Annotated in this window: 13 protein-coding genes and 1 riboswitch; of the genes, 3 read left to right on the top strand and 10 right to left on the bottom strand. The window is 71.0% G+C overall.

The features are described from left to right. Positions 1 to 8 precede the first annotated feature (8 nt). Positions 9 to 830 (top strand): MerR family transcriptional regulator, encoded by an 822-nt coding sequence (locus DTB53_RS01010; RefSeq protein WP_012378939.1) that lies wholly within the window; start codon positions 9 to 11, stop codon positions 828 to 830. Positions 831 to 839: 9 nt separating this feature from the next. On the opposite strand, the gene DTB53_RS01005 is transcribed toward DTB53_RS01010, so the two are convergent. The 10 genes from DTB53_RS01005 to DTB53_RS00960 all read right to left on the bottom strand — a co-directional run bounded on the left by DTB53_RS01005 (position 840) and on the right by DTB53_RS00960 (position 11,196). Further along, positions 840 to 1,709, bottom strand: coding sequence for a thioesterase family protein (locus DTB53_RS01005; RefSeq protein WP_172595236.1), 870 nt, complete (start codon positions 1,707 to 1,709; stop codon positions 840 to 842). Between the two features lie 75 nt (positions 1,710 to 1,784). Then, entirely contained in the window at positions 1,785 to 2,456 is a 672-nt protein-coding gene (locus DTB53_RS01000; protein WP_003966111.1) for a trimeric intracellular cation channel family protein, read from the bottom strand. A gap of 18 nt (positions 2,457 to 2,474) precedes the next feature. Continuing rightward, entirely contained in the window at positions 2,475 to 3,668 is a 1,194-nt protein-coding gene (locus DTB53_RS00995) for an ABC transporter ATP-binding protein (protein WP_012378941.1), read from the bottom strand. After that, entirely contained in the window at positions 3,665 to 4,657 is a 993-nt protein-coding gene (locus DTB53_RS00990; RefSeq protein WP_003966113.1) for an ABC transporter ATP-binding protein, read from the bottom strand. Before DTB53_RS00990 ends, DTB53_RS00995 begins: the two co-directional genes overlap by 4 nt. A 6-nt stretch (positions 4,658 to 4,663) precedes the next feature. Next, positions 4,664 to 5,626 carry an ABC transporter permease gene (locus DTB53_RS00985; RefSeq protein WP_003966114.1) on the bottom strand — a complete coding sequence of 321 codons (963 nt, stop codon included), beginning with the start codon at positions 5,624 to 5,626 and terminating at the stop codon, positions 4,664 to 4,666. Between the two features lies 1 nt (position 5,627). Then, positions 5,628 to 6,632: an ABC transporter permease gene (locus DTB53_RS00980; protein WP_003966115.1), complete on the bottom strand. Its 1,005-nt coding sequence runs from the start codon at positions 6,630 to 6,632 to the stop codon at positions 5,628 to 5,630. Between the two features lie 85 nt (positions 6,633 to 6,717). Then, positions 6,718 to 8,388, bottom strand: coding sequence for an ABC transporter substrate-binding protein (locus tag DTB53_RS00975; RefSeq protein WP_003966116.1), 1,671 nt, complete (start codon positions 8,386 to 8,388; stop codon positions 6,718 to 6,720). 279 nt (positions 8,389 to 8,667) lie between these two features. Next, on the bottom strand, positions 8,668 to 9,495 hold the full coding sequence (locus tag DTB53_RS00970; RefSeq protein WP_030705585.1) for an enhanced serine sensitivity protein SseB C-terminal domain-containing protein: 828 nt from the start codon (positions 9,493 to 9,495) through the stop codon (positions 8,668 to 8,670). Between the two features lie 167 nt (positions 9,496 to 9,662). After that, positions 9,663 to 10,433, bottom strand: coding sequence for an enhanced serine sensitivity protein SseB (locus tag DTB53_RS00965; RefSeq protein ID WP_012378944.1), 771 nt, complete (start codon positions 10,431 to 10,433; stop codon positions 9,663 to 9,665). A 70-nt stretch (positions 10,434 to 10,503) separates the two neighbouring features. Next, complete coding sequence (locus tag DTB53_RS00960) at positions 10,504 to 11,196, bottom strand: AAA family ATPase (RefSeq protein WP_003966119.1); 693 nt, start codon at positions 11,194 to 11,196, stop codon at positions 10,504 to 10,506. A gap of 175 nt (positions 11,197 to 11,371) precedes the next feature. Then, positions 11,372 to 11,469, top strand: a riboswitch (glycine riboswitch). Positions 11,470 to 11,643: 174 nt separating this feature from the next. Between DTB53_RS00960 and gcvT the strand changes: the two genes are divergently transcribed. Beyond that, on the top strand, positions 11,644 to 12,759 hold the full coding sequence (gene gcvT / locus DTB53_RS00955; RefSeq protein WP_012378945.1) for a glycine cleavage system aminomethyltransferase GcvT: 1,116 nt from the start codon (positions 11,644 to 11,646) through the stop codon (positions 12,757 to 12,759). A gap of 121 nt (positions 12,760 to 12,880) precedes the next feature. Continuing rightward, positions 12,881 to 13,258 (top strand): glycine cleavage system protein GcvH, encoded by a 378-nt coding sequence (gcvH, locus tag DTB53_RS00950; protein WP_010060008.1) that lies wholly within the window; start codon positions 12,881 to 12,883, stop codon positions 13,256 to 13,258. The last annotated feature ends 15 nt before the right edge of the window (positions 13,259 to 13,273 follow it).

The following is a 13,273-nucleotide window of genomic DNA, read 5'->3' as shown; positions in this document are numbered from 1 at the left end:
CTGGAGCGATGAGCGACGAGGACCGGCGCCCCGGGGAACCGCCCGCCGAGGGGCTGACCGTCGGGCGGACCGCCGGCCTCGTCGGGGTCAGCGTGAAGACGCTGCACCACTGGGACGCGATCGGGCTCGTGCGTCCGGGGGGCCGCACGAGGGCCGGCTACCGGGTGTACGGGGACGACGACGTCGCCCGGCTCCACCGGGTCCTGGTCTACCGGGAGATCGGTCTCCCGCTCGCCGCGATCGGGCGCCTCCTGGACGACCCGGAGGTCGACGCGCGCGAGCATCTGCGGCGGCAGCGTGGGCAGCTCGCGGGGCGGATCTCCCGGCTGGAGCGGATGGTGGGCGCGGTGGACCGCATGCTCCTGGAGTCGAAGCCGGGGATCCGGCTGACGCCCGAGGAGCAGGTGGAGATCTTCGGGGCCGACTGGGAGCCGGCCCGGACCGAGGAGGCCGAGGAGCGCTGGGGCGGCACGGCGCAGTGGGCGCAGTACGCGGAGCGGGCCGCCGCGATGGACCGCGAGGACTGGGAGGGCGTGGCGGCGGCCGTCGAGGCCCTGTCCGCCGACCTCGCCGCCGCGTACCGTGCGGGCGTCGCGCCCGGGTCCGGGGCTGCGGACGCCCTCGCGGAGCGGCACCGCGCGCAGATCTCGACGTACTTCGACTGCACGTACGCCATGCAGGTCTGCATCGGCCGGACGTTCGTCACCGATCCCGGCTACGTCGCGCACTACGACGCGGTCGCGCCGGGACTCGGCGGCTGGCTGTACGAGGTGATCGCGGCGAACGCCGGGGCCCACGGCGTCGATCCGGAGTCCGCCGCCTGGGAGTGAGGCGCGGGCTCAGGCCGCGCGCGGGGCCTTGGCCAGCTGGCGGGACTGGGCGACGAGGCGGTCGGCGCTGTCCCAGACCTCCGCGTCCTCCTCCAGGAAGCCGCCCGCGAGGTTGCGGGTGGTGATGGAGACGCGGAGCGGGCCCGGGGCGGGGCGGCAGCGGATGTGGGTGGTCAGCTCGACGGTGGGGGTCCAGCCGGTCAGGCCCAGTTCGAAGGAGGTCGGCGGCAGGGCGTCCACGGTGAGCAGCAGCGACAGCGCGTCCGGGTCGCGACCGTCGGCCAGGCCGAACCAGCCGCGCATCTCGCCCTTGCCGGACGGGGCTCCGACGGCCCAGCCGACGGTCGCCGGGTCCAGCTTGATGTCCAGGCGGTCGGTGATGGCGGAGCTGCCGGGGATCTTGGGCGCGCCGTCGCTCGGGCCGAGGCAGTGGTCCCGGTCGGGCATGGCGGGCGGCAGGGCCGTCGTGCGGACGTCGTCGGGGAGCGCGTCCAGGTCCCCGTAGGTGGCCAGGACGCGGATGCGCTCGATCTCGCTGCCGTCCTCGGCGTACTGGAAGAGGGAGGCCTGACCGGTGGAGAGGGTGCGGCCGGCGCGGACCACCTGGGTGCGGATCACGGCGGGGCCGGGCACGGAGGCGGTGAGGTAGTGCGCGGAGACGGAGAACGGGTCGGCGTGGGGCAGCGCCTCGCCCAGGGCCCGCCCGAGCAGGGCCAGCAGGTAGCCGCCGTTGACGGCGTGGATGATGGTCCAGCCCGCGGAGAGCTCGGCGTCGTAGACGCCTTCCTCGCGCAGGGTGACCGCGGTGTCCCGGTCGAACTCGCTGTCGCCGATGGTTGCGGGTGCGGTCTGCGCCGCCTCAGTCGCTGCCTGTGCCATGGCATGCACGGTACATGCACCTCACTACTGAGCGGTAGCTTTTTGAGAGCCGGATCACCGCGCCGACGGCAGGACCTAGGTGGCCGCCGAGCCCTCCTCGGCCCGCGCCGAGGAGCGGTTGTACGCGCGGGGCGCCCGCCAGTGGAAGCGCAGTGCCAGCAGCCGCAGGACGAACGCGGCGATCACCGCCAGACCGCTGGTCAGGGCGTTCAGGGTGTCGAAGCGGATGCACAGGACGACCATGGTCGCGCCGACGATCGCCGGCACCGCGTACAGGTCGCGGTCCCAGCGCAGCAGGGAGGGCACCTCGTTGGCCAGCACGTCGCGCAGCACACCGCCGCCGACCGCGGTGGCCAGGCCCAGCGCCGCCGACGCGGTGAGCCCGAGGCCGTACTCGTACGCCTTGACCGTGCCGGTCACGCAGAACAGGCCGAGCCCCGCCGCGTCGAAGACGTTGACGCCGACCTGGATCCGCTCCACGTGCGGGTGGAGGAAGAAGACCAGGACGGCGGCGACGAGCGGGGTGGTGAAGTAGCCGAGGTCGGTGAAGGCGGCGGGCGGGATCGCGCCGATCATCACGTCACGGAACAGCCCTCCGCCCAGCGCTGTCACCTCCGCGAGGACCGCGATGCCGAAGACATCGAAGTTCTTGCGGACGGCGAGCAGGGCGCCCGAGATCGCGAAGACGAAGATCCCGACGAGATCGAGCGCATGCTGGACGGAGGGCGTGAACAGTTCGGTGAGCACCGGGCAATTGTGCCGGTCCTACGCCTTGGGGCTGCCCTCCGTCTGTTCGGTGGCGTCCGCGTCGGCCTGGGCCGGTACGGTCGCGGGCTCCTCGGCGGGGGCCCCGGCCGCCGCCGGCTTCCCGGCGGGGGTCTCGCCCTCCGCGGTCTCCACCGCTTCGGCAGCCACCGTTTCCGTGCCGGTGACCGCCTCGATGCCCGTGGCCAGGGTCTGCTTCACCGTCCCGGCCTCGATCTCGGCCGTGAAGTGGCAGGCCACCTTGTGCCCGTCGCCGGTGTCCAGCAGCGGCGGGCGCTCCGTGGCGCACTTGGTCTCCTGCACCCACGGGCAGCGGGTGTGGAACCGGCAGCCGGTCGGCGGGTTCGCCGGGGAGGGCAGGTCGCCGTGGAGCAGGATCCGCTCGCGACGGTCCTCGACCTCCGGGTCGGGCACCGGGACCGCCGACATCAGCGCCTTGGTGTACGGGTGCCGGGGCCCCGCGTACAGCGCGTCGCTCGGGGCCTCCTCGACGAGCCCGCCGAGGTACATCACCCCGATGACGTCCGAGATGTGCCGGACCACGGCGAGGTCGTGCGCGATCACCAGGTAGGTCAGGCCCAGGGACTCCTGGAGCTCCTCCAGCAGGTTGATCACCTGCGCCTGGACCGAGACGTCGAGCGCGGAGACCGGCTCGTCGCAGATGATCACGTCCGGCTCCAGCACCAGGGCGCGGGCGATGCCGATGCGCTGGCGCTGGCCGCCGGAGAACTCGTGCGGGTAGCGGGAGAGCGCGTTGGACGGCAGGCCGACCTTGGCGAGGATGGCCTTGATCTTCTCCCGGCGCTCCGTCTGGTCCTTGCCGATGCCGTGGGCGGCCATGCCCTCGGACAGGATCGACTCGATGTTCTGCCGGGGGTTGAGGCTGCCCAGCGGGTCCTGGAAGACCATCTGGAGGCGGCGGCGGAAGGCCCGCATCTCCTCGCCCGGCAGCTTCGCCAGGTCGGTGCCGTCGAAGACGACCCCGCCGTCGGTGATGTCGTTCAGCCGCAGGACCGCCCGGCCGAGCGTCGTCTTGCCGCAGCCCGACTCGCCGACCAGGCCGTACGTCTGACCGGCCTCGATGGACAGCGAGACGCCGTCGACGGCGTAGACGTGGCCCACCGTACGGTCGAAGAAGAGGCCCTTCTTGACCGGGAAGTGGACTTTGACGTCGTCCAGTTCGAGAAGGCTCATGCCGGGACCTCCGCTGTGGGCAGGACCGGGTTGACGCAGCGCACCTGGTGCCCGGCCGCGCGTGGTTCGGTCAGTTCGGGGGTGCCGGTGAGGCACTCCATCGTGTAGTGGTCGCACCGGGGTGCGAACGCGCAGCCGTCGGCCCAGGCGATCTTGTCGTTGATGGAGCCGCGGATCGGGTTGAGCGGCTCGCCGCGCGGTGCGTCCAGCCGCGGGATGGAGCCGAGCAGCCCGTGCGCGTACGGGTGGGTGGGGTGGGCGAACAGCTCGCGGCGGCCCGCCGATTCCACCGCCCGTCCCGCGTACAGGACGTTGACCTCGTCGCAGAGGCCGGCGACGACGCCGAGGTCGTGCGTGATCATCAGCAGGGCGGTGCCCTCCTGGTCGACCAGTTCCTTCAGGAGCTCCAGGATCTGCGCCTGGATGGTCACATCGAGTGCCGTCGTCGGCTCGTCGGCGATCAGCAGCCGGGGCGCGCAGGCGACCGCCATGGCGATCAGCGCCCGCTGGCGCATACCGCCGGAGAGCTGGTGCGGATACTCCTTGAGCCGCCGGTCCGGGTCGGGGATGCCGACCCGGTCGAGCAGCGACGCGGCTTCCTTGCGGGCCTTCTCGCCCTTCAGCCCGCGGTGGCGCTCGAGGATCTCGGTGACCTGGACGCCGATCGGGACGACCGGGTTCAGCGAGGACAGCGGGTCCTGGAAGATCATCGCCAGCTGGCTGCCGCGCATGTCGCGGAGCTTGCGCTCGTTCATGGTCAGCAGGTTCTGGCCGTCGAACTCGGCACGGCCGCCGACGCGCACGCCCTTGCGGGGCAGCAGCCCCATCAGGGCGAGCGAGGTGACGGACTTGCCGCAGCCCGACTCGCCGACCAGGCCCACGACCTGGCCCTGGTCGACGGCGAAGGAGACACCGTCCACGGCCGTGGCGTCCTTGCGGCCGCGAGCGGTGAAGGTGACGCTGAGTTCCTCAACGGAGAGAAGTGACATGGGACTTCAGCCTCGCAACTTCGGGTCGAGGGCCTCGCGCATGGACTCGCCGAGCAGGGTGAAGCCGAGGGCGGTGATGATGATCCCGATGGCCGGATAGGCGGCCATCATCGGCTCGTTGTCGAAGAAGCGCTGCGCCTGGGAGAGCATCACGCCCCACTCGGGCACGGCCGGGTCGGGGTTGCCGAGACCCAGGTAGGACAGGGCCGCGGCCTCGATGATCGCGGTGGCCAGGCTCAGCGTGGCCTGGACGATCACCGGGCTGAGCGAGTTGGGCAGGATCTGCGTGAGCACGATCCGCTTGCGCCGGATGCCGACCGCCTTCGCGGCCAGCACGTAGTCCGCGCCGCCCTGGACCAGCATCGAACCGCGCAGCAGGCGGGCGAAGATGGGGATCTGGACGACACCCACGGCGATCATCACGGTGGTCAGCGACTGGCCGAGCACGGCGGCGATGGAGACCGCGAGCAGCAGCGAGGGCAGCGACAGCATGATGTCGGTGAAGCGCATGATCACGGTGTCGACGCGTCGGCCGACCTTGCCGCCGAGGGTGGCGGCGGCTCCGGAGAGCACACCGACGAGCGCGCCGACGATCAGGCCGATGAGCATCGAGACGACACCGACGAGCAGCGTCTGCCGGGCCCCGACGAGCCAGCGGGAGAACATGTCGCGGCCCAGGTGGTCCAGGCCGAACCAGTTCTCGCCGCGCATGCCGACGAACTTGCCCTGGTTGGGGAAGACTTCACTGCGCCAGTTCTGCGCGGTGGGCCCGTGCGGGGCCAGCATCGGTCCGACGATCGCGACGAGGACGAACGCGGCGATGATGGCCGCGCCGATGATCGCCATCTTGCTGGACCGCATCCGGCGGAACGCCTCGCGCCACAGGCTGCTGCCGGCGACGGTCTCCGAGCTCTGCGTCAGCTCGGCGAGACGGTCGATCTTGTCTGCTTTGTTGGTCAGGATCGTCACGTCAGTGCACCCGCACTCTCGGGTCGATGATGCTGTACGCGAGGTCGACCAGCAGGTTGATCAGCACGTACACCATCGCGATGAAGAGAATGAACCCGACGAGGACCGGGTAGTCGCGGCCGTCGATCGCGGTACGGATGAAGGAGCCGATGCCGCCGAAGTCGAAGACGGACTCGGTGAGCACCGCGCCGGAGAGCAGGCTGCCGGTCAGCAGGCCGACCGCGGTGATCACGGGCAGCAGGGCGTTGCGCAGTACGTGGCGACCGCGCACGGTCTTCTTGTCGAGGCCCTTGGACTCGGCCGTGCGGATGTAGTCCTCGCCGAGCACCTCCAGGACGCTGGCGCGGGTCATCCGGACGATGACGGCCAGCGGGATCGAGGCCAGGGCGACGGCGGGCAGGATCAAGTGCATGATCGCGTCCCAGCTCGCGTCGAACTCTCCGGTCAACAGGCCGTCCAGGACGGCGAATCCGGTGACGTCGGTGGCGTTGAGTCCGGTGGTGAGCCGGCCCTGGCTCGGGAACCAGCCCAGCTCCACGGAGAAGATCCCGCGCAGCAGCATGGCCAGGAAGAAGACCGGGATGCAGATGCCGAGCAGCGATCCGGAGACGGAGGCGACGTCCAGCCAGCCGCCGCGGTGCTTGGCCGCCAGGTAGCCCATCGGGATGCCCACGACCACGGCGATCAGGATCGCGGCGACGCTGAGCTCCACGGTGGCCGGGAAGCGCAGGGTGAATTCGTCCCACACCGGCTGGCCGGTCTGGGTGGAGGTTCCGAGGTCGAGCTCGAAGATGCGCTTGAGGAACCGCCAGTACTGGACGTGGACCGGCTCGTCGAGCCCGAGTGCCCGGTTGATTCTCGCTACTTCGGCTTCGGTGGCCCGCTCGCCCAGGATCGCTGAGGCGGGTCCGCCGGGCAGTCGGTTCAGCCAGAGGAACAGCAGGACCGACAGGCCGAGCAGGGTGGGAATGAGCTGGAGAAGTCTTCTTACGACGAGTCGCAGCACCCCGCATGCCCCTTTCTCACGTGCGTCGATGCGGGTCCGCCCGGCCACCTGGTTGCTGTGGCCGGGCGGACCCGCTGGTGTGCGATTACTTGAAGGAGACCTCGGCGAAGTTCTCCTGCGTCAGCGGGGAGACCTTCGGCGGGTTGACGTTCTTGGCGAACGCGATGGCCGGCGGCGAGGACGAGATCGGCACGCCCGGGACGTACTCCGCGATCGCCTCGTTGGCCTTCTGGTACGCGGCGGTGCGGGCGGCCGGGTCGGTGACCTTGGAGGCGGCGTTCACGGCGTCGAAGACCTTCTGGTCCTTGAAGCCCCACTGCTTGTCCGGTCCGGCGAACCAGGTGCCGATGAAGTTGTAGCCGTCGTTGAAGTCACCGGTCCAGCCGAGCATGTGCAGGGCGCAGGAGCCCGCCTCGGTGGCGTCGAGGTAGTCCGGGGCCCACTTCATGGCCTTCGGCTTGATGGTGATGCCGGCCTTCTCCAGGTCGGCCTTCATCAGCTCGAACATGTCCTGCGGGGCAGGCATGTACGGGCGGGTGACCTCGGTCGGGTAGCAGAAGTCGATGGAGAGCTTCTCCTCGCCGGCCTGCTTGAGGAGGTCCTTCGCCTTGGCGGTGTCGAACGGGTACGTCTTCACCTTGTCCGAGTAGCCGGCGACCGTGTCGGGCATGAACTGGGTCGCGACCTTGCCGCCCTCGGGCAGCTGGGTGTTGACGAGGTTCTCGCGGTCGATGGCGTGCGTGATCGCCTGACGGACCTCGGGCTTCTTCAGCGCCGGGTTCGCCGACTGGCTCATGCCGAGGTAGAAGATGTTGAAGACGTCACGGGTCGGGACCTCGTAACCCTCCTTCTCCAGGGTCGTCACATCGGCCGGCGCGACCAGGTCGTAGCCGTCGATGTCACCCGCCTGGAGCGCCTGGCGGCGGGTCTCCTCGGTGGAGATGGTGCGGAAGACCAGGTTCTTCACCTTGGCCTTGTCGCCCCAGTAGTCGTCGAAGCGCTCCAGGGAGACTTCCTTGTTCCCCTTGTTCCACTTCGTGATCTTGTACGGGCCGGTGCCGGCGACCGTGCCGGCCTCCTGGCTGTACTTGGGGTACGTGATCGCGTCGCCCTTGGCGGTCGCGTCCTGCTTCTCGTACTCCTTGATGGCCTTCGGCGAGTGGATCGCCAGCGCCTGGAGGGAGAATCCGCCCGGCAGGTTCGCCGAGGGCTCGTTCACCTCGATGACGGCCGTGTTCTCGTCCTTGGCGGTGCAGGACTTGTAGTTGGGCTTGGGCGCCTCGGCGTCCTCGTTCTTCGCGAACCCGCCCATGATGGTCTGCCAGTAGTAGGAGACCGCGCTGGACTGGTACGTGCCCTTCCAGTTGAACCAGTGGTCGTAGTTCGCGCAGACCGCGGCGGCGTTGAACGCCTCGCCGTCGTGGAACTTGACGTTCTGGCGCAGGTTGAACGTCCAGACCTTGCCGGCCGGGTCGCTCTCCCACTTCTCGGCGAGACCGCCGACGAGCTTGCTGCCGCCGGGCTCGTGCTCCAGGAGCGCCTCGAAGGCCTGACGGGTGACGCGGAACGTCTCGCCGTCGCTCGCGAGGGCCGGGTCGAGGGAACCGGGGTCACCGGCTCCGGCGAAGACGAAGGTGTCCTTGTCGCCCCCCTTGGAGCCGCCCTCGTCCCGCTCGCTGGAACAGCCCGTGGCGATCAGAGCGACGGCGACCGCCGTCGTGACCGCCCGGGCAGCCCGGGACTTGAATATTCGCATGGGTCCACCCCTGGTTCGCCATGTGGTGAGGTTTGATGGCCGCACACTACAGACGGTGCCCGCCGCAAGAGAACAGTCCGGATAGCGGTGAGACCTAGTCGAGACCCGGACAGTTAACAAACCGTCCAGTTCCGGGACATCCTCACGCGGGCGGTTAACAAGCCGGACATCAAGGGGTGTTCGACGGAGGGTGACCATGGACCCTCGGCCGGGGCCATGGCGGGGCCCAGCGCGCCCGGCACGATCCGGACGAAAGGCGCCGTGCCGGGTCGGCGCGGATCAGCGGGGCTGGGGCGGGTATCCGTAGCCGGGGGCCGCGAGGGGCGGCGGACCGGCGGGGGCGTGCGCCTCGCGGTCGTAGAACGGGCGGGCGTTCGCACGCAGCCACATGCCGACCGGGTCGTACTCGTCCGACAGGGCGACGGTGGAGACCGGCAGCCCCTCGGGGACCGCGCCGACCGACTGCCGCATCATCTCCCGCACCGATTCGACGGAGGCTCGGCCGGTGTCGTAGAGGTCGAGGCCGATCGCGAGATACGGGACGCCGACCGCGGGGTGCACCCAGGCGCGGCGCAGGGAGCGGATCGCCGGGGTGCGGTGGGCGTTCTGGGTGAGCAGGGCGTAGAACTGCGGGAGCTCGATGGCGGGTTCGGAGAGCCGGAGCGGTCCGGCGGGCAGCCGGTCCAGGCCGGTGGCGACGCGCCGCAGGTCGAGCCAGGGGATGCCGACGCCGCCGCCCGGGGCGTGCGGATTGAGCCAGATGCCCCAGCGGTCGGGGAACAGGGCGCGGGCGATGTCGCGTCCGGTGACCAGCTCGTGGGCCCGGTTCCAGCCACTGGCGGAGAGCTCCTGGGCGGAGGTGACGCAGGGGGCGTAGCCCAGGCCGTCGATCTCCATGTTCCCGTACTGGGCGTCCGGTGAGCCGGCCGTGCCGTGCCAGAGCAGCATCCAGACCCGGCCCTCGGCGACCGCGGCGAGCAGCGCCTCGTAGGCGTCGTAACGCCCCGGCGTCACCTGGCGCAGCAGGTGCTCGACCTTCCCCGAGGCACTCGACTCCGCCCGATCGGGGAAGGCCCCACTGGCCGCCGCGGTGCCTGACGCACTCACTCTGGGTTCCGCCCCTCGTCGATCCGTCGCTTTCGCGCCACCGCCCCCGGGCACACGGGAGCGACCACGCCATCAAACCAGCTTATGCGCCGATTCTGGCACCGACTTGACGTCCCGGTCCGGCGGTGACCGGTCCCGTGGCTCTCAGGCGCCCCCGCGGCGGTGGGTCAGTGGCCCTCGCGCCGGTAGAACGGGCGCACCTTCTCCCGCATCCAGTCGCCGACGAGGTCCTCCGCCACGTCCAGCAGGACCAGGTTGACCGGCCAGGGCACCTGGACCCGGCCGAGCGCGCGGCCGATGGCGTCCATGGGCGCGCTCTGTCCCGCGCCGTCCCAGCCGGCGAACTCGACGCCGACGAAGAGGACCGGGTCGCCGCCCTCGATGCTGGCCAGCGCCCGGCGTGCGGTGCTCACGACTCCGGTGGCCTCGAACTCCTCGGAGACGGCGGCGAGGAAGTCGACCGGGTCGTGCTGCCAGTCCGGCTCGAACAGCCGGACCCGGCCGCCGGTGGCGGGCCCGTCCAGGGCGGTGCGGCCGGCCCGGCAGAGCTCGGCGACGGCGGGCGGCGGAAGCGGTATGCCGACCGCGCCGCCCGGATTCACGGCGATGCCGACCTGGGGGGGCAGGCCCCGGGCGAAGTCGCGGGCGGGCGCGACGGTGAAGGACATGTGGCTGCCGACGCAGCTGAGGAACTGGGCCTCGGAGCTGAAGACGGGGACGAAGGCCGCCCCGCCGATCTCCATCATCGGCAGGTCGAGGTCCGCGCTGGCGGGGGTGCCGCCGTTCGGCAGCGGCACCCAGACGGAGCTGCGGCCGAGCACCTCGACCAGGCGACCGCCCGCGTCGGGGACGCCGAGCGAGGCCGTCAGCACCTCTTCGAGCTCGTTGGCGGGCCACCCCTGCTGGGGGTGTGCCGGTGCGGGTGCCGGAATGTCCACTGCCTCTGTGCCCTCTCTCCACCGCCTCGGCCGCACCCGGCGGCCGCTGCTCCGGCCAGCACCTTAACGGTCAGCGGGCGGGGGGAGCCCCGTCGGCCGTGAAGGAGATCCGGCCGAGCGCTCCCGCGGCCTCGCGGTCCAGCAGCACCGCGGAGGTGCAGCCGGCGGGCAGCAGTCCCTGTTCGGTGTCGCGGAGCAGCCGGGCGACCGCGTGCCGGTGGCGGGCGAAGGCGTAGCCGGAGACGCCGCGCCCGCGCTCGCGCTGCCCCTGGCGCGCCACCTCGGGCGTCACGTCGAGCAGGACGAGGTGCAGGGTGCGGCCCCGGCTCACGGCGTGCCGGGCGAGCCAGCGCCGTACCCAGGTCTGCGTGCCGCAGTCGTGCACGACCACGGACTCACCGGAGCGCAGGGCCTTCCAGAGGCCGAGGTAGTGCGCCGCGCGGACCAGGGGGCGGTAGAGGGCGTAGGGCAGTAAACCGGGCAGGGCGGCGGCCCAGCTGTCCCGGGTGTTCTGGGAGTCGATGGCGCGGCCCCGCACGGCCCGCCGGATGAGCGTCGACTTCCCGCTGCCGGGGAGCCCGGAGACCACGACGACGTCACCGGCGGTGAGGTCGAGGCTGTACGGGGCGCGGCCGGCGCGCCCGCGCAGGTCGCGTACGACCGGTGCGCCCTCCGTCAGCAGCTCCCGCACGGGAGCGCCGGGCTGTGCGGGCATCGCGCCGTGCGCGACCCCCGCGGTCGGTGCCGACCGCTGCAACGTCATCGCCCATCCCCCTGCCGTCGTGTCCCCCACGCCTGCTCCTGAAGTGTAAAGAAAAGGCAATGGGGCACAACCGCTCCCGGTCCTTTCCCAGCCGTGTTCACCTGCATGGGGACCGGACCCCCCACTCTCCCCCGAGGCATGCGATGATGACCCCGCCAACTGCATACCGGCCGTTCGAATCCGCGCGGGAGAGTTCCGGCCACACTGTGAGCCGGGCGCCGAAGGAGCAAGATCCTCCCTTGAATCTCTCAGGCCCCGTACCGCGCGGATGAGGCAGATCTGAAAAGCGAGCCGTTCCACGGCTCCACCCAAGGTGCAAGCCGAGCCCCCTGATCCGGGGCGCCCTCCAGGGGCATACCCCGTCGGGGGCTATCGGCGAACCTCTCAGGTTCCGATGACAGATGGGGAGGATTCGTCCTGACGTCGTCATGCCCTGGAGCCGTATCCATGAGCACTGCCCCCCGTCTCACCGCCCTCGACACCCTGCATCGCTCGCTCGGCGCCACCATGACCGACTTCGCGGGCTGGGACATGCCCCTGCGGTACGCCAGTGAGCGCGACGAGCACAACGCCGTACGCACCCGGGCCGGCCTCTTCGACCTGTCGCACATGGGCGAGATCACCGTCACCGGCCCGGAGGCCGCCGCCTTCCTGAGCTACGCACTGGTGGGCAACATCGCCACCGTCGGCAACGGCCGCGCCCGCTACACGATGATCGTCCGGGAGGACGGCGGGATCGTGGACGACCTGATCGTCTACCGCCTGGGCGAGAGCGAGTACATGGTCGTCGCCAACGCGGGCAACGCCCAGATCGTGCTGGACGCCCTCACCGAGCGCGTCAGCGGCTTCGACGCCGAGGTGCGCGACGACCGGGACGCCTACGCGCTGCTCGCCGTCCAGGGCCCCGAGTCCCCCGCCATCATGAAGGCCGTCACCGACGCCGACCTGGACGGGCTGAAGTACTACGCGGGCCTGCCGGGCACCGTCGCCGGGGTCCCGGCGCTCATCGCCCGCACCGGCTACACCGGCGAGGACGGCTTCGAGCTGTTCGTGGCGCCCGAGCACGCCGAGCAGCTGTGGCGGGCGCTGACCGAGGCCGGCGCCCCGCACGGTCTGATCCCGTGCGGGCTCTCCTGCCGGGACACGCTGCGCCTGGAGGCGGGCATGCCGCTGTACGGGCACGAGCTGACGACCGCGCTCACCCCGTTCGACGCGGGTCTGGGCCGGGTCGTGAAGTTCGAGAAGGAGGGCGACTTCGTCGGGCGCGCGGCGCTGACCGCCGCCGCCGAACGCGCCGAGACCGCTCCGCCGCGCAAGCTGGTGGGCCTGATCGCCGAGGGACGCCGGGTGCCGCGTGCCGGTTTCGCGGTCGTCGCCGACGGCAAGGTGATCGGCGAGGTCACCTCCGGCGCCCCGTCCCCGACCCTGGGCAGGCCGATCGCCATGGCCTACGTGGACGCGGCCTTCGCCGCGCCGGGCACCGAGGGCGTGGGCGTGGACATCCGCGGCACGCACGAGCCGTACGAGGTCGTCGCACTGCCGTTCTACAAGCGCCAGAAGTGACGTCCCGGGAGAACCCGGGCCTTCGCACCGCGCGCGGACGTCACGGAAGTGACGTACCTCCGTCTCACACCGTAAGACCACCGTTCATCAGCACTCCCCCGCGTACAGGAGAATTCAGGTCATGAGCAACCCCCAGCAGCTGCGGTACAGCAAGGAGCACGAGTGGCTGTCGGCCCTCGAGGACGGCGTGGCCACGATCGGCATCACGGAGTACGCGGCCAACGCGCTCGGTGACGTCGTCTACGCCCAGCTTCCGGAGGTCGGCGACACGGTGACCGCGGGCGAGACCTGCGGTGAGCTGGAGTCGACCAAGTCCGTCAGCGATCTGTACTCGCCGGTGACCGGAGAGGTGACGGCGGCCAACCAGGACGTCGTGGACGACCCCTCGCTGGTGAACTCCGCTCCCTTCGAGGGCGGCTGGCTGTTCAAGGTGCGCGTCGCGGAGGAGCCGGCCGACCTGCTCTCCGCCGACGAGTACACCGCGTTCTCCGGCAACTGAGACCTTAAGGGACCC

This window comes from Streptomyces griseus (assembly GCF_900460065.1).
Classification (GTDB): domain Bacteria; phylum Actinomycetota; class Actinomycetes; order Streptomycetales; family Streptomycetaceae; genus Streptomyces; species Streptomyces griseus.
Note: the sequence above shows the minus strand (reverse complement) of the source record. Positions and strands in the feature narration are given on the sequence as shown.